This window comes from Streptomyces sp. NPDC001194, from assembly GCF_042896985.1.
Taxonomy (GTDB): domain Bacteria; phylum Actinomycetota; class Actinomycetes; order Streptomycetales; family Streptomycetaceae; genus Streptomyces.
The window spans coordinates 777,803-793,045 of sequence record NZ_JBIAXU010000001.1 but is presented as its reverse complement, the minus strand read 5'-3'; the positions used below and the strand labels follow the sequence as shown (position 1 = coordinate 793,045).

Below are 15,243 nucleotides of genomic sequence, written 5' to 3'. Positions count from 1 at the left end.
CGCGCGCAGGCGGACTCAGGCCAGCGCGGAGGCGATCGCGTGGGCCACGGGGGTCGTCGGACGGCCGATGAGCCGGGACAGGTCCCCGCCGGTGTGGGCCAGCCGGCCGCGGGAGATCGCCGCGTCCACGTCGACGAGGATCGCCGCGAAGCCCTCGGGCACCCCGGCGCCGGTCAGGATCGACAGGTGCGCCTCGGCCGGGACCTCGCTGTACGCGACCTCCTTGCCGGTCTGCGCCGCGACCTCGGCCGCGTACTCCGCCAGGCTCCACGCGGAGTCGCCCGACAGCTCGTACACCCGGTTCAGGTGGCCCTCGCCGGTCAGTACGGCGGCCGCGGCGGCGGCGTAGTCCGCCCGCGCGGCGGAGGCGATCCTGCCCGAGCCCGCGCTGCCCACGACCGCGCCGTGCTCCAGGACGGTGCCCAGGTGCCCGGTGTAGTTCTCGTGGTACCAGCCGTTGCGCAGGAAGGTGTGGGGCAGGCCGGAGTCGAGGATGGCCTGCTCGGTGACCTTGTGCTCGGCGGCCAGGTCGAAGTCGGCCTCGGGGCCGCCGAGGATCCCGGTGTACGCGAGCTGGGCGACGCCGGCGGCCTGCGCGGCCGCGACCACGGCGAGGTGCTGCGGAACCCGGCGGCCGACCTCGTTGCCGGAGATCAGCAGGACGCGGTCGCCGGAGCGGAAGGCGCCGGCCAGGGTCTCGGGGGCGTCGTAGTCGGCGACGCGCACCTCGACCCCGCGGGCGGCCAGGTCGGCGGCCTTCTCCTCGCTGCGGACGACGACGGCGACGCGCTCGGCGGGGACCTGGTTCAGCAGCTCCTCGACGACGAGGCGGCCGAGGGCTCCGGTGGCTCCGGTGACGACGATGCTCATGGGGTGCGCTCCTTGCGTGGGGACCGTGTCTTGTTTCGCGGTGTGACACCACCCTAGGGAGAGCGCTAACCTTTCGTAAGTACCCACTTCAAAGTAAGGTACTGGTATGAAGGTGAGTGAGCAGCCCGAAGTCAGTGTGAAGGCCCCGATGTGCCCCTCCCGCGGGGTGCTGGAGCACGTCACCAGCCGCTGGGGCGTCCTGGTGCTGGCCGCGCTCGTCGAGCGCTCGTACCGCTTCAGCGAGCTGCGCCGGGAGGTGGGCGGCGTCAGCGAGAAGATGCTGGCCCAGACCCTCCAGACGCTGGAGCGCGACGGGTTCCTGCTGCGCGACGCCAAGCCCGTGATCCCGCCGCGCGTGGACTACTCCCTGACCGAGCTGGGGCGCGAGGCCGCCGACCAGGTGTGGGCGCTCGCCCGCTGGACCGAGCGGCGCACCGTCGACGTGCAGGCCGCGCGGGCCGCGTACGACGAGGCCCGGAACTCCTGAGGCAGGAGCTCCGGGCCTCGTCGCACCGTCCGGCGGGCGCGGGTCAGCCGACGACCGTCCAGGTGTCGTTGCCGGCGAGGAGCGTGCTGAGGTCGCCCTTCCCCTTGGCGTCGACGGCCGTCTCCAGCTGCTCGGCCATCAGCGTGTCGTAGACCGGCCGCTCCACGCTGCGGAAGACCCCGATGGGCGTCTGGTGCAGGGTGTGCGGGTCGGCCAGCCGGGAGAGGGCGAAGGCGGTGGTCGGGCCGCCGTGCGCGTCGTGGACCAGGATCCGGGACTCGTTCTCGGGGGTCACCGTGACGACCGCCAGCTCCCCCGTGGCCTGGTCGCGTACGACGCCCTTGTGCCCGTCCACGCCGAAGCGGATCGGCTGCCCGTGCTCCAGCCGGATCACCGCCTCCTGCGCCTGGTCGTTGTCCTTCAGCACCTCGAAGGCGCCGTCGTTGAAGATGTTGCAGTTCTGGTAGATCTCCACCAGTGCCGTGCCCTGGTGGTCGGCGGCGGCGCGGAGCACCTCGGTGAGGTGCTTGCGGTCGGAGTCGACCGTCCGGGCCACGAAGGTGGCCTCGGCGCCGAGCGCCAGCGAGACCGGGTTGAAGGGGGCGTCGAGCGAGCCCATGGGGGTGGACTTGGTGATCTTGCCGACCTCGCTGGTGGGCGAGTACTGGCCCTTGGTCAGTCCGTAGATCCGGTTGTTGAAGAGCAGGATCTTGAGGTTGACGTTGCGGCGCAGGGCGTGGATCAGGTGGTTTCCGCCGATGGAGAGCGCGTCGCCGTCCCCGGTGACCACCCACACCGACAGGTCGCGGCGCGAGGTGGACAGCCCGGTCGCGATGGCGGGGGCCCGGCCGTGGATCGAGTGCATCCCGTACGTGTTCATGTAGTACGGGAAACGCGAGGAGCAGCCGATCCCGGAGACGAAGACGATGTTCTCCTTCGCCAGCCCCAGCTCGGGCATGAAGCCCTGCACGGCCGCGAGCACCGCGTAGTCACCGCACCCGGGGCACCAGCGGACCTCCTGGTCCGACTTGAAGTCCTTCATCGACTGCTTGGCCTCGGCCTTCGGCACGAGGGAGAGCAGATGGGGGGCGTCGGTCACCTCAGTCATTGATGGCCTCCTCGAGAACCTTCGCGAGCTGCTCAGCCTTGAACGGCATTCCGTTGACCTGGGTGTACGACTGGGCGTCGACCAGGTACTTCGCCCGGATCAGGGTGGCGAGCTGCCCGAGGTTCATCTCCGGCACCACTACCTTGTCGTAACGCTTCAGGACCTCCCCGAGATTCCTCGGGAAGGGGTTGAGGTGGCGCAGGTGGGCCTGTGCGACGGGGCTGGCGGCATTGCGCAGGCGTCGCACGGCGGCGGTGATGGGGCCGTAGGTGGAGCCCCAGCCCAGGACGAGGGTGCGGGCGCCGTCGGGGTCGTCGACCTCCAGGTCCGGGACCAGGATGCCGTCGATCTTGGCCTGGCGGGTGCGGACCATGAAATCGTGGTTGGCGGGGTCGTACGAGATGTTGCCGGTGCCGTCCTGCTTCTCGATGCCGCCGATGCGGTGCTCGAGCCCGGGCGTGCCGGGCACCGCCCACGGGCGGGCCAGCGTCATCGGATCGCGCTTGAACGGCCAGAAGACCTCGGTGCCGTCCGCGAGCTGCTGGTTGGGCCCGGCGGCGAACTGGACCTTCAGGTCGGGAAGGTCGGCGACGTCCGGGATCCGCCAGGGCTCGGAGCCGTTCGCGAGGTACCCGTCGGACAGCAGGAACACCGGCGTCCGGTACGTCAGCGCGATGCGCGCGGCGTCGATGGCGGCGTCGAAGCAGTCCGCCGGGGTCCGGGGCGCCACGATCGGCACCGGGGCCTCGCCGTTGCGCCCGTACATCGCCTGGAGCAGGTCCGCCTGCTCCGTCTTGGTCGGCAGACCGGTGGACGGGCCGCCGCGCTGGATGTCCACGATCAGCAGCGGCAGCTCCAGCGAGACCGCGAGCCCGATCGTCTCGGACTTGAGCGCGACTCCGGGTCCGGAGGTGGTGGTCACGCCGAGGGCGCCGCCGAAGGCCGCGCCGAGCGCCGCACCGATGCCCGCGATCTCGTCCTCGGCCTGGAAGGTCCGTACGCCGAAGTTCTTGTGCCTGCTCAGCTCGTGCAGGATGTCCGAGGCCGGGGTGATCGGGTACGAGCCCAGGTAGAGCGGCAGGTCGGCCTGCCGGCTCGCCGTGATCAGCCCGTACGACAGGGCCAGGTTCCCGGAGATGTTCCGGTACGTGCCCGTCGGGAAGGCCCGGGTCGCCGGGGCGACCTCGTACGAGACCGCGAAGTCCTCGGTCGTCTCGCCGAAGTTCCAGCCGGCCCGGAAGGCCGCCACGTTCGCCTCGGCGATGTCGGGCTTCTTCGCGAACTTCTGCCGCAGGAAGTTCTCCGTGCCCTCGGTGGGCCGGTGGTACATCCAGCTCAGCAGGCCCAGGGCGAACATGTTCTTGCTGCGCTCGGCCTCCTTGCGGGAGAGCCCGAAGTCCTTCAGCGCCTCGACGGTGAGCGTGGTCAGGGGCACCTGGTGGATGTTGTAAGCGCCCAGCGAACCGTCTTCCAGAGGCGAGGTCTCGTAGCCCACCTTCGCCATCGGGCGCTTGGTGAATTCATCTGTATTGATGATGATCTCGGCCCCGCGCGGAACGTCCCCGATGTTCGCTTTCAGCGCCGCCGGATTCATCGCGACCAGTACGTTCGGGGCGTCGCCCGGCGTCAGGATGTCGTGATCGGCGAAATGCAGCTGGAATGACGAGACGCCCGGCAGGGTGCCGGCGGGGGCGCGGATCTCGGCCGGGAAGTTCGGCAGCGTGGAGAGGTCGTTTCCGAAGGACGCCGTCTCCGAGGTGAACCTGTCACCCGTGAGCTGCATGCCGTCACCCGAGTCACCCGCGAAGCGGATGATGACGCGGTCCAGACGGCGTACTTCCTTGCCCCCCGGAGCCGGGGGGGTCCGCTGTTCGCCGACTACGGCACCTTCGGCCCCGTCGGCCTGTTCGGCTGGACTACTGACCTGGCTGGTCACTGAACTGGACCTCCTTCGAGGCGTGGCGTTCCCGTTCCCAAGGTCAACCCTACGTCGGCAGGGCCGGCCTTCCCGGGGGACGCTCGTATTCTGGACCGTCGTCTGCGGCGGTCTGTCGAGAGAATCCCGTGGGATTGCGCGGGTCCACGGGATTCCGAGAGATTTCCGAGATTTCATGCAGTGCAGAAATGGTGCGAGCCCCCAGCGGCCCGGTGCGGTAACGCCGCACCTGACAGGGTGTCAGTTGATCAAGGTTTTGATCAATGCCCCCGGTCCTCCGGTCAAGACCGCAGGTAGGTGAGAACGGCCAGAACCCGCCGGTGGTCCCCATCGCTCGGCGACAGCCCGAGCTTCATGAAGATGTTGCTGACGTGCTTCTCGACCGCTCCGTCGCTGACCACGAGCTGCTTGGCCACGGCCGAATTGGTCCGGCCCTCGGCCATCAGGCCCAGCACCTCGCGCTCGCGCGGGGTCAGCCCCGCCAGCACGTCCTGCTTCCGGCTGCGCCCCAGCAGCTGGGCGACCACCTCCGGGTCCAGGGCGGTCCCGCCCCGGGCCACGCGTACGACGGCGTCCAGGAACTCCCGCACTTCGGCCACCCGGTCCTTGAGCAGATACCCCACCCCGGTACTTGAACCGGCCAGCAGTTCGGTGGCGTACTGCTCCTCCACGTACTGCGACAGCACGAGCACACCCATACCGGGATGCTCGCGCCGCAGCCTTACGGCGGCCCGCACGCCCTCGTCGGTGTGCGTCGGCGGCATCCGTACGTCCGCCACCACCACATCCGGCAGCGCGTCCTCGGCGGCCAGCTCCGCCACCGTCTTGATCAGGGCTTCCGCGTCCCCGACGCCGGCCACGACGTCATGCCCCCGGTCGGTCAGCAACCGGGTCAGGCCCTCACGCAGCAGCACCGAATCCTCGGCGATGACCACCCGCACCCTGTCTTCCACGTCCAGCAGCTCCCGCGTCCCCGTCGTCCTGTGTACCTGACGCAGCCAAGCATCCCAGCCTGGGGTCCGGATGGAGGCGAGAAGGGATCATCGGACGAGGCGTACTCGGGAGCCGGGAACGGACTACCGGGAACGCCAGGGGAGCTCGGCGGTGACGGTGGTGCCGCCGCCGGCCGGGGAATCGAGGACCAGCACCCCGTCCACGGCGTCCAGCCGCTCGGTGAGACCGGCCAGCCCCGTGCCGGAGCCCGTGCTGCTCGCGCCGCCGCGTCCGTCGTCCGTGACCTGGATCAGCAGCCGGTTCCCGGACCTCCACACGTCCACGCTCGCCGTACGGGCCCCGGAGTGCTTGCTGACGTTCTGGAGAAGCTCGGACACCGTGAAGTACGCGATTCCCTCGATCGCGGCCGCGGGCCGTTCCCGCAGCTCCGCGGAGACCCGTACCGGCACCGCGCAGCGGGAGGCGACCGAGGACAGCGCCGCGTCCAGGCCGCGGTCGGTCAGTACGGCCGGGTGGATCCCGCGGGCCAGGTCGCGCAGCTCCTGGAGCGCGATCTTCACCTCTCCGTGCGCCTCGTCCACCATGCGGGCGGCGGCCCCGGGGTCCTCGGCCAGCTTCTCCTTCGCCAGTCCGAGGTCCATGGCCAGGGCCACGAGGCGGGCCTGGGCGCCGTCGTGCAGGTCGCGCTCGATGCGCCGCAGGTCGGCGGCGGCGGTGTCGACGACGACCCCGCGGTCGGACTCCAGCTCGGTGACCCGGTGGTCGAGGCGCGAGGGACCGAGCAGCCCGGCGATGAGGACCCAGTCGACGGTGGTCAGGGCCCGCACCACCCAGGGCGTGGCCAGGGTGAAGGCCAGCCCGGCCAGGCAGGCGAGGGCGATCTCGGCGGGGGAGTCGAGGTAGAAGGTGTGCTCGCCGTTCTGGAAGAGCTGGAGCCCCGGCCAGTCGGTGTAGGCCGGGAAGACCCAGAACCAGACCGGGTACAGCAGGAAGGCCCAGCCGTACGCCCAGAACACCAGTGCCAGGGTGAAGGCGAACACGGCCCAGGGGAGGTGGATCACGCAGTACAGCGCGTGCCGCCAGGCGCTGCCGCTCTTGAGCAGGGCCCCCATGGCGGCGACCGGACCCCGCTTACCGGCCCGGACGGGCGCCGGGTCGGCGATGTCGGCCCCGAGCATGGCCCGCGCCCGGCCCCGCTCGACGCGCCCGAACCCGCGGCACATGGCGAGCACCCCGGCGAGCACCGGGATCCCGAGGAAGGTGACGAGCAGCCCGGCGCCGAGGCTGACGCCGGTGATCGCGAGCGAGAAGTACAGCACGCTCAGCGGCAGCCCGAGCAGCAGGAACCCGAGCTCCCGCCAGGTCCGCCCCTCCACGGGAGCCCGCAGCACACGCACGAAACCCATCATCCCGACCCGCCTCCCAGACACTTCCCACGATCACCCCACCCTCCCGTCCGGGAGGCCCGGAAACCATCGGGCGGGTAGGCGTCCCCAGGGTGGGGATAACCCCACCCTCCGATCCGGCCCCGACCGGGGCTCGAGCGGGCCCCGACCGGACCTCGACCGGGCGTCGCGGGCGGGACGCGCGACACGTGACGGGACCCCCGCCCGCACCCACCCCGGACGGGGGTCCCGATCACACGTCCCGGGGCCCGCTCAGCCGCGCCCGCGCCAGGCTCAGCCGCGCCCGCGCCAGGGCAGCTCCGCCGTGACCACCGTTCCCTCCCCGGCGGGGGAGTCGACCAGGAACACCCCGTCCACGGCCTGCAGCCGCTCCGCCAGCCCCGCCAGGCCCGAGCCGCCCGTCACGTCGGCCCCGCCCCGCCCGTCGTCCGAAACCCGGATCAACAACCGCCCCGAAGCGGTCTCCGAGCTCCGCCACACCTCCACGCTCGCCCCCCGGGCCCCGGCGTGCTTGCTCACGTTCTGCAGCAGCTCCGACACCGTGAAGTACGCGATCCCCTCGATGGCGGCCGCGGGCCGCTCCTCCAGATCCACCGCCACCTTCACCGGCACCACGCACCGCGAGGCCACCGACGACAGCGCCGCGTCCAGCCCCCGGTCCGTCAGGACCGCCGGATGGATCCCCCGCGCCAGGTCCCGCAGCTCCTGGAGCGCCAGCTTCACTTCCCCGTGCGCCTCGTCGACCATCGCCGCCGCCGCGTCCGGATCCTCCAGCAGCTTCTCCTTCGCCAGACCCAGCCCCATCGCCAGCGCGACCAGCCGCGCCTGCGCCCCGTCGTGCAGGTCCCGCTCGATGCGCCGCATGTCGGCCGCGGCCGTGTCCACGACCACCCCCCGGTCGGACTCCAGCTCCGCGATGCGCCGCTCCAGCTCGTCCGAGGGCGACAGCAGCCCCCGCACCATCAGCCGGTCCGCGTTCGACAGCAGCCGCACCACGTACGGCAGCACGGGCCACAGCACCAGCAGCCCCACCAGCGCCACCGTGAACGTCACCACCCCCCAGGGCAGCCGCACCAGCGAGTACAGCACCGTCCGCCACGCCACCGGGTCCTTCACTCCCGCCCACAGCCAGGGGAAGAACCCGCCGGCCCGGCGCGGCCCCGGCAGCGGGGTCGGCTCCTCCACCCGTACGCCGAGCAGCGCGCGCGCCCGCGCCCGCTCCAGCCGTCCCAGCAGACGGGATCCGAGCAGGCCGAAGGCGAGCAGCGGAAGACCGACCGCGGTCACGGACAGGCCGCCGGCGGTCGCCACCATGGCCACCGTGTAGACGAAACCGACGAGTGCGAGCGGAAGATTGACCAGCAGATGGACGGTCTCCTTCCACGCCACGGCCCCCAGGGCCGGGCGTACGGGCGGGGGCCGGTCGTTGTCGGGACCTGGGTGGGAGACTTGAATGGTCGCGGTCATGCCGCCCAGCCTGCCAATTCCGTCCCGCCGTCGCCATGGGGTAGCCGGGCCGCGGTAAACGGGGGATAACCCCACCCTGTGTGGGCCAGGCCCTAGACTCCCGTCCGTACCAGATCATCGACAGTGGCCAAGGAGCGAGGAACGGACGTGCCCGACCCAACGGTATCGACCGTAACCGTGCTCGCGGCGGACTATTTCCGGAGTTATTCGGTCGTCGGCCTGCTGGCCGTCCTCGGTGTGCTCTTCGTGGCCGTCGCGTTCGGCGCGGGCCGCCTGCTGAGACCGGTCGTCCCGACCCCTGAGAAGCTGCTGACGTACGAGTGCGGCGTGGACCCCGTCGGCGAGGGCTGGGCGCACACCCAGGTCCGCTACTACGTCTACGCGTTCCTCTACGTCATCTTCGCCGTCGACTCGATCTTCCTCTTCCCGTGGGCGACGGTGTTCGCCGACAGCGGCTACGGCGCCACCACGCTCGTGGAGATGTTCATCTTCCTGGGCTTCCTGGCCGTCGGCCTGCTCTACGCGTACAAGAAGGGCGTCCTCGAATGGACGTGACACCGGCCGCGACACCGGCCGAGCCCCAGCTGCTCCCGGAGCCCAGGCGCCTGGGAGTCCTCTCCCGCCTCGCGCCCGAGCCCATGAAGGTGGTCCTGAACTGGGGCCGCCGCTACAGCCTGTGGGTCTTCAACTTCGGCCTCGCCTGCTGTGCGATCGAATTCATCGCCGCGTCGATGGCCCGGCACGACTTCATCCGCCTCGGCGTCATCCCGTTCGCGCCCGGCCCGCGCCAGGCGGACCTGATGATCGTCTCGGGCACGGTGACGGACAAGATGGCCCCGGCCGTGAAGCGGCTCTACGAGCAGATGCCGGAGCCGAAGTACGTCATCTCCTTCGGCGCCTGCTCCAACTGCGGCGGGCCGTACTGGGACTCGTACTCGGTGACGAAGGGCGTCGACCAGATCATCCCGGTCGACGTCTACGTCCCCGGCTGCCCGCCGCGCCCGGAGGCGCTGCTCCAGGGCATCCTCAAGCTCCAGGAGAAGATCGCCAGAGAGTCGCTGGCGGACCGCTACGCGACCGACCCCTCGACCGTCCAGCTCACGAGCGGCCTGGTCAAGCCCCCGCCGGCCCCGGGAGCGGGCGCATGAACCTCTACGACTCCCTCCCCGACGCGGTGGCGACGGTCTTCGGCGCGGAGGCGCTGGCCGACCACTCCTACGACGTCCTGACCGTGGACGTCCCCGCCGGAAGCTGGATCGCGTCGCTGGAGATCGCCCGGGACAAGCTGGGCTGCACCTACTTCGACTGGCTGAGCGCGGTGGACGAGCCGGGCACGGGCTTCCGCGTCTGCGCGCACGTCGTGTCCCTGGAGAACCACCGGGTACGCCGCCTGCTGCTCCGTACGACGGTCCCGCACTCGGCGCCCTCCCTGCCCTCCGCGGTCGCGATCTACGCGGGCGCGGAGTGGCACGAGCGTGAGACGCACGAGATGTTCGGCGTGGTCTTCACGGACCACCCGCACCTGGTCCCCCTCCTGCTCCCGGAGAACTTCGAAGGCCACCCCCTCCGGAAGGACTTCGTCCTGGCCGCGCGCGTCGCGAAGGCCTGGCCGGGGGCCAAGGAGCCGGGCGAGGCACACGACCCCGACGCCCCGAAGCGCCGCCAGATGCTCCCGCCGGGCGTCCCGGACCCCAACGACTGGGGCCCGATGAAGGGCCAGCTCCCCCCGGCCCCCGCCCGCCCCGCCCGCACGGCCCGCACCCCCCGCGCAGCCGCCGCCGGCGCCCCGGCCGCCGAAGCCCCGCCGCGCCCCGCCCGCCGTACCCGCTCGGCCGCCGACGGCTCGGCCGGCCAGGCGGCGCAGCCGGAGGCGGCGGCCGCTCCACAGGCCGACGCCCCCGCGCGCAGCACCCCCGCGGCAGCCGAAGGCCCGGCCGGCCGGGCCGTCCCCCCGGCGCAGCCGGAGGCCGAAGCCCCGCCGCGCCCCGCCCGCCGTACCCGCTCCGCATCGGACGGCTCGGCGAGCCAGGCCGTCGCGCCGACCGAGCCCGGGACCGAGGGCGCGCCGCAGGCCGACGCCCCCGCGCGCCCGGAGGGCCAGGCGATCCGGGGCCGCACGGTGGCGCCGGGCAGGCGCCCCGCCCCCCGCAGCGCCGACGCGCCCTGGCACAACCCGCAGCCCGCCTTCACGGAACCCGGACCGGACCAGGCCCAGGCCCCGGACCAGGCCCAGGCACCGGACCAAGCACCGGACCCCGAGCCCGCCCCCGGGGCCGACCCGGGCCCGAAGGGCGGGTCGAGGACCGCGCCCGGCGCCGGACCCGATTCCGACCGCGGGCCCGACTCCGACCGCGGCCCCGAGTCCGCGCCCACCGGCACACCCGAATCCGAATCCGACCCCAACGGAGGCGACGCGTGAACGACGTCCTCGACGTCGCGCTGCGACTCATCGTCGTCTTCGCCGTGTTCCTCGTGCTCCCGCTCGTCGTCGGGCAGACCGAGCACAAGGTCATGGCCCACATGCAGGGCCGCCTCGGCCCCATGTACGCCGGCGGCTTCCACGGCTGGGCCCAGCTCGTCGCCGACGGCGTGAAGTTCGCGCAGAAGGAGGACATCGTCCCGGCGGGCGCCGACCGGCGCATCTTCCAGCTCGCCCCCGCCGTCGCCCTCCTCCCGTACCTCCTCGTCCTCGTCGCCGTCCCCATCGGCCCCGGCGAAGGCGCCGTCGGCCAGGTCATCGACGCCGGGCTGTTCTTCGTGCTCGCCGTCATGGGCGTCGGCGTCCTCGGCAGCCTCATGGCCGGCTGGGCCTCGGCCAACAAGTTCTCCCTCCTCGGAGGCCTGCGCACCGCCGCCCAGCTGCTCGCGTACGAGCTCCCCATGCTGCTCGCCGCCGCCTCCGTCGCGATGGCGGCCGGGACCGTGTCCCTCCCCGGCATCGTCGACGCCTTCCAGTGGTGGTGGCTCCCCTGGCAGATCACCGGCGCCCTCGTCTTCTTCACCGCCGGCCTCGCCGAACTCCAGCGGCCCCCCTTCGACATGCCCGTCGCCGACTCCGAGATCATCTTCGGCGCGTACACCGAGTACACCGGCCTGCGCTTCGCGCTGTTCCTGCTCGCCGAGTACGCCGGCATCGTCGTCCTGTGCGCCCTCACCACCGTCCTCTTCCTCGGCGGCTGGCACGGCCCGATCGCCGACGGCTGGGTCTGGACCCTCCTCAAGACAGCGGTCCTCGCCTTCGTCGTGATCTGGCTCCGCGTCAGCTACCCGCGCCTGCGCGAGGACCAGCTCCAGAAGCTCGCCTGGACCACACTCATCCCGCTCGCGCTCGCCCAGATCGCGCTCACCGGCATCGTGAAGGTGGCGATCAGCTGATGCCCATTCCCGGATCCGGCCTGGCCAAGGGCCTCGCCGTCACCCTGCGCACGATGACGAAGCGCGCGCACACCGCCCAGTACCCCGAGGTGCAGCCCGAACTCCCGCCCCGCACCCGCGGGGTCATCGGCCTGTTCGAGGAGAACTGCACGGTCTGCATGCTGTGCGCCCGCGAGTGCCCCGACTGGTGCATCTACATCGACTCCCACAAGGAGACGGTCCCGGCCGCCGCCCCCGGCGGCCGCGAGCGCAGCCGCAACGTCCTCGACCGCTTCGCCATCGACTTCTCCCTCTGCATGTACTGCGGCATCTGCATCGAGGTGTGCCCCTTCGACGCCCTCTTCTGGTCGCCGGAGTTCGAGTACGCGGAGACGGACATCCTCGAACTCACCCACGAGCGCGACAAGCTGCGCGAATGGATGTGGACCGTCCCGGCCCCGCCCGCCCTGGACCCGGCCGCGGAGGAGCCCAAGGAGATCGCCGCCGCCCGCAAGGCGGCGGAGAAGGCCGAAGCCGCGGCCGCCGCCGCAGCCGAGGCCTCCGCGACCGCGACGCCCGGGACCGACACCCCCACGACCCCGGAGGGAGACGCGTGAGCGACCTGACCCCCGCGGCCACCACCCTGGCCGCCGCGGCGACGGGCCACGGGTTCCTCTCCCCGACCGGCGTCGAGATCGCCTTCGTCCTCGTCGGCCTCGCCACCCTCGGCGCGGCCGTCGTCACCGTCACCACCAAGCAGCTCGTGCACGCCGCCCTCTGGCTGGTCGTCGCCCTGGGCGGCATCGCCGTCGAGTACCTGCTGCTGACCGCCGAGTTCATCGCCTGGGTCCAGGTCCTGATCTACCTCGGCTCCGTGGTCGTCCTCCTCCTCTTCGGGCTGATGCTCACCAAGGCCCCCATCGGCCGCTCCCCGGACGCCGACTCGAACAACCGCCCGGTGGCCCTCGGCGTCGCCCTCATCGCGGCCGCGTCCCTCGTCTGGGTCGTCGTCGACGCCTTCCGCACCACCTGGATCGACCTCGACGGCCCCGCCCAGGGCTCCACCAAGGTCTCCGGCGAGATCCTCTTCCAGCACTGGGTACTGCCCTTCGAAGCGCTCTCCGTCCTCCTCCTCGCGGCCCTGATCGGCGCCATCGTGCTCTCCCGCAGGGACACCGCGGCCGGCGGATCCGCCGACGACACGAACACGAAGGGGCAGCAGCGCTGATGCACCTCGCCTACCCCGCCGTGCTCGCGGCGCTCCTCTTCTGCACGGGCCTGTACGGAGTGCTCGCCCGCCGCAACGCCATCCTGGTCCTGATGTCCGTCGAGCTGATGCTCAACGCCGTCAACCTCAACCTGGTGGCCTTCGACGTCTGGCTGCGCGACGCCCTGCACGGCGGCCAGGCCCTCACCCTCTTCACCATCGCCATCGCCGCCGCCGAGATCGGCATCGGCCTCGCGATCGTGCTGATGGTGTACCGCAACCGCGGCACCTCGGACGTCGACCGGCTGCGCGACACCGCCGAGGGCCACGAGCCCGCCCCGAACGACCAGACCGCCCCGAACAACCAGAGCGAGGTCACCGCGTGAGCACCACGACCCTCGCGGTCCTCGTCCCGCTCCTGCCCTTCCTCGGCGCGGTGGCCGGACTGCTGCTCGGCCGCCGCGCCCCCGGGTTCGTCCGGCCGCTCGCCGTGCTGCCGGCGCTGGCCTCGGCCGTACTGGCCGTCCTCGTCGCCGTCCGCCAGGGTGGCGGCACCCCGATCGCCGCTTCGACGGAGCTGACCCCGACCGGCTCGGTGCCGATCGAGCTCTCGCTCTACCTGGACGGCTTCGCCGCGCTCGTCGCCGTGCTGGTCGGCGTCGTCGCCACCTGCGTACAGCTCTACTCCACGGCGTACCTGCGCGAGGACCCGCGCTACCCCTCGTACGCCGCCCTGGTCTCGCTGTTCACCTCGGCCATGCTGCTCGTCGTCTACTCCGGCGACCTGATGGTGCTGCTGGTCGGCTGGGAGGTCATGGGCATCTGCTCGTACTTCCTCGTGGGCCACTACTGGGAGACCGAGGCGGCCCGCTCCGCCTCCCTGAAGGCCTTCCTCGTCACCAAGCTGGGCGACGTCCCCTTCCTGATCGGCCTGTTCGCGCTCGCCACCGACGCCGACTCCTTCGAGATCCCCAAGATCCTGGGCACCGTCGCCTCCGGCGGACTCGACCACCCCACGCTGATCGCGCTCCTGCTGCTCGCCGGAGTCGCGGGCAAGTCCGCCCAGTTCCCGCTGCACACCTGGCTCCCCGACGCCATGGCGGGCCCCACCCCGGTCTCCGCGCTGATCCACGCCGCGACGATGGTCGCCGCCGGCGTCTACTTCGTCGCCCGCCTCCTGCCGGTCTTCGCGGCCTCGCAGGCCGCACTGGTGGTCATGGCCGTCATGGCGGCCGTCACGATGGTCGGCTCCGGCCTCGCCGCCCTGGCCCAGGACGACATCAAGCGCGTCCTCGCCTACTCCACGATCGGCCAGCTCGGCTACATGACCGGGGCCCTGGCCGTCGGCGACCGCGGCGCCGCCGTCTTCCACCTCCTGTCCCACGGCGCCTTCAAGGCCCTCCTGTTCCTCGGCGCGGGCGTGATCATCCACGCCGCCGGGACGAACTCCCTGGCCGCCATGGACCGCATGGACGGCCTGGCCAAGCGCATCCCCGACGCCTTCTGGACGATGACGATCGCGCTGCTCGCGCTCGCCGCGATCCCGCCCTTCGCCGGCTTCTTCTCCAAGGAAGCCGTCCTCGTCGCCGCCGAGCACGCCGCCGGGGGGCACTCGGAATTCGCGCCCAGCGCCGCCGGCTGGATCGTGCTCGTCTCCGGCGTGCTGACCGCCCTGCTCACCGCCGCCTACGCCACCCGGCTGTGGCTGATGGCCTTCCGCGGCCGGGGCCCCGCCGCCCCCGACCACGGCAAGGAGCCCGTCGCCATGACCGGCGTGCTGTGGGTGCTCGCGATCCCGTCCATCGGACTCGGCCTCGCCGCCGGTACGATCGCCGACTGGTTCGACGGCAACGGACTCACCCCCACGCCGGTCACCTCCGTCCTGGGCACCGGAGCCGCCGTCGTCGGCGGGGTCCTGACGTACGCCCTGTGGCAGCGGGCCACCGCGAGGGCCGCCACGGCTCCGGCCACGGCCCGGCCCACCCCCGCCGCCGCTGCCGCCGCGGCCGAACAGCCGGCCGCCGTCGCCGCCGGGGTGTCCGCGGCCACCGCGGCCGCCGAATCCGCGGCCGAAGCACCCGAGGTCGCGGAGGTCGCCCACGAGCACCCCGCCGTCCCGGCGGGCCCCGCCGCCGACCCCGGCCGGGCGCTGCTCGGCCCCCTGCACCGCCACGCGGCCGACGGCTTCCACCTCGACGCCGTCTACGACCGGCTGTTCGTCCGCCCCGTCCGCGCCGCCGCGAGCCTCGTCCGCTTCCTCGACCGCGAGGTCGTGGACACGTACGTCAGCGGCGCCGGAGCCGGCCCCCGGCTGCTCGGAAGCCTCGTACGCCGGGCCCAGACCGGCAACGTACAGAGCTACCTGAGCGCCCTGCTCGCCGGCGCCGTGGTCCTGGCGATCGCCACCGCCGTCCTCGCCAACGTCAACGCCGGATCGTGAGCCGTGAGTCAGCC

At 72.2% G+C, this 15,243-nt stretch carries 15 protein-coding genes; 9 read left to right on the top strand and 6 right to left on the bottom strand.

Translation table 11 applies throughout. From position 1 onward, the window contains the following. Positions 1–15: 15 nt before the first annotated feature. A complete protein-coding gene (locus ACFY1T_RS03825) occupies positions 16–870 on the bottom strand; it encodes an NAD(P)H-binding protein (protein ID WP_390786798.1) in 855 nt (284 codons plus the stop codon). A gap of 148 nt (positions 871–1,018) precedes the next feature. Between ACFY1T_RS03825 and ACFY1T_RS03820 the strand changes: the two genes are divergently transcribed. Next, entirely contained in the window at positions 1,019–1,357 is a 339-nt protein-coding gene (locus ACFY1T_RS03820; RefSeq protein WP_390786963.1) for a winged helix-turn-helix transcriptional regulator, read from the top strand. A gap of 43 nt (positions 1,358–1,400) precedes the next feature. Here ACFY1T_RS03820 and ACFY1T_RS03815 read toward each other — a convergent pair whose 3' ends face one another. From ACFY1T_RS03815 to ACFY1T_RS03795, 5 genes are all read right to left on the bottom strand, one after another. Continuing rightward, positions 1,401–2,465 (bottom strand): 2-oxoacid:ferredoxin oxidoreductase subunit beta, encoded by a 1,065-nt coding sequence (locus ACFY1T_RS03815; RefSeq protein WP_390786797.1) that lies wholly within the window; start codon positions 2,463–2,465, stop codon positions 1,401–1,403. After that, the gene (locus tag ACFY1T_RS03810) at positions 2,458–4,401 is read right to left on the bottom strand and encodes a 2-oxoacid:acceptor oxidoreductase subunit alpha (protein ID WP_390786796.1); all 1,944 of its coding nucleotides are present in this window, start codon (positions 4,399–4,401) and stop codon (positions 2,458–2,460) included. Before ACFY1T_RS03810 ends, ACFY1T_RS03815 begins: the two co-directional genes overlap by 8 nt. A 281-nt stretch (positions 4,402–4,682) precedes the next feature. Then, positions 4,683–5,342, bottom strand: a complete 660-nt coding sequence (locus tag ACFY1T_RS03805; RefSeq protein WP_390786962.1) for a response regulator — start codon at positions 5,340–5,342, stop codon at positions 4,683–4,685. 135 nt (positions 5,343–5,477) lie between these two features. After that, positions 5,478–6,752 (bottom strand): sensor histidine kinase, encoded by a 1,275-nt coding sequence (locus ACFY1T_RS03800; RefSeq protein ID WP_390786795.1) that lies wholly within the window; start codon positions 6,750–6,752, stop codon positions 5,478–5,480. A 282-nt stretch (positions 6,753–7,034) separates the two neighbouring features. Then, entirely contained in the window at positions 7,035–8,228 is a 1,194-nt protein-coding gene (locus ACFY1T_RS03795; RefSeq protein WP_390786794.1) for a sensor histidine kinase, read from the bottom strand. A gap of 147 nt (positions 8,229–8,375) precedes the next feature. On the opposite strand from ACFY1T_RS03795, the gene ACFY1T_RS03790 reads away from it, so the two are divergent. Genes ACFY1T_RS03790 through ACFY1T_RS03755 form a run of 8 tightly spaced genes read left to right on the top strand, consistent with a single transcriptional unit; the run spans position 8,376 to position 15,229 of the window. Beyond that, positions 8,376–8,783 carry an NADH-quinone oxidoreductase subunit A gene (locus ACFY1T_RS03790; RefSeq protein ID WP_030870082.1) on the top strand — a complete coding sequence of 136 codons (408 nt, stop codon included), beginning with the start codon at positions 8,376–8,378 and terminating at the stop codon, positions 8,781–8,783. Further along, on the top strand, positions 8,774–9,376 hold the full coding sequence (locus ACFY1T_RS03785) for an NADH-quinone oxidoreductase subunit B (protein WP_390786793.1): 603 nt from the start codon (positions 8,774–8,776) through the stop codon (positions 9,374–9,376). Before ACFY1T_RS03790 ends, ACFY1T_RS03785 begins: the two co-directional genes overlap by 10 nt. After that, complete coding sequence (locus ACFY1T_RS03780; RefSeq protein ID WP_390786792.1) at positions 9,373–10,647, top strand: NADH-quinone oxidoreductase subunit C; 1,275 nt, start codon at positions 9,373–9,375, stop codon at positions 10,645–10,647. The genes ACFY1T_RS03785 and ACFY1T_RS03780 overlap by 4 nt, the downstream gene beginning before the upstream one ends. Continuing rightward, the gene (locus ACFY1T_RS03775) at positions 10,644–11,603 is read left to right on the top strand and encodes a complex I subunit 1 family protein (protein WP_327133181.1); all 960 of its coding nucleotides are present in this window, start codon (positions 10,644–10,646) and stop codon (positions 11,601–11,603) included. The genes ACFY1T_RS03780 and ACFY1T_RS03775 overlap by 4 nt, the downstream gene beginning before the upstream one ends. After that, entirely contained in the window at positions 11,603–12,199 is a 597-nt protein-coding gene (locus ACFY1T_RS03770) for a NuoI/complex I 23 kDa subunit family protein (RefSeq protein WP_390786791.1), read from the top strand. The genes ACFY1T_RS03775 and ACFY1T_RS03770 overlap by 1 nt, the downstream gene beginning before the upstream one ends. After that, complete coding sequence (locus tag ACFY1T_RS03765) at positions 12,196–12,810, top strand: NADH-quinone oxidoreductase subunit J (RefSeq protein ID WP_390786790.1); 615 nt, start codon at positions 12,196–12,198, stop codon at positions 12,808–12,810. Before ACFY1T_RS03770 ends, ACFY1T_RS03765 begins: the two co-directional genes overlap by 4 nt. Beyond that, positions 12,810–13,175, top strand: a complete 366-nt coding sequence (nuoK, locus tag ACFY1T_RS03760) for an NADH-quinone oxidoreductase subunit NuoK (RefSeq protein WP_030870093.1) — start codon at positions 12,810–12,812, stop codon at positions 13,173–13,175. Before ACFY1T_RS03765 ends, nuoK begins: the two co-directional genes overlap by 1 nt. Then, positions 13,172–15,229 (top strand): NADH-quinone oxidoreductase subunit L, encoded by a 2,058-nt coding sequence (locus ACFY1T_RS03755; RefSeq protein ID WP_390786789.1) that lies wholly within the window; start codon positions 13,172–13,174, stop codon positions 15,227–15,229. The genes nuoK and ACFY1T_RS03755 overlap by 4 nt, the downstream gene beginning before the upstream one ends. Positions 15,230–15,243 lie beyond the last annotated feature (14 nt).

Excerpts from the sequence above, each read along its gene's own strand:
- ACFY1T_RS03825 (WP_390786798.1), bottom strand. The coding sequence starts at position 870 with ATGAGCATCGTCGTCACCGGAGCCACCGGAGCCCTCGGCCGCCTCGTC.
- ACFY1T_RS03820 (WP_390786963.1), top strand. The coding sequence starts at position 1,019 with ATGTGCCCCTCCCGCGGGGTGCTGGAGCACGTCACCAGCCGCTGGGGC.
- ACFY1T_RS03815 (WP_390786797.1), bottom strand. The coding sequence starts at position 2,465 with ATGACTGAGGTGACCGACGCCCCCCATCTGCTCTCCCTCGTGCCGAAG.
- ACFY1T_RS03795 (WP_390786794.1), bottom strand. The coding sequence starts at position 8,228 with ATGACCGCGACCATTCAAGTCTCCCACCCAGGTCCCGACAACGACCGG.
- ACFY1T_RS03785 (WP_390786793.1), top strand. The coding sequence starts at position 8,774 with ATGGACGTGACACCGGCCGCGACACCGGCCGAGCCCCAGCTGCTCCCG.
- ACFY1T_RS03780 (WP_390786792.1), top strand. The coding sequence starts at position 9,373 with ATGAACCTCTACGACTCCCTCCCCGACGCGGTGGCGACGGTCTTCGGC.
- ACFY1T_RS03770 (WP_390786791.1), top strand. The coding sequence starts at position 11,603 with ATGCCCATTCCCGGATCCGGCCTGGCCAAGGGCCTCGCCGTCACCCTG.
- nuoK (WP_030870093.1), top strand. The coding sequence starts at position 12,810 with ATGCACCTCGCCTACCCCGCCGTGCTCGCGGCGCTCCTCTTCTGCACG.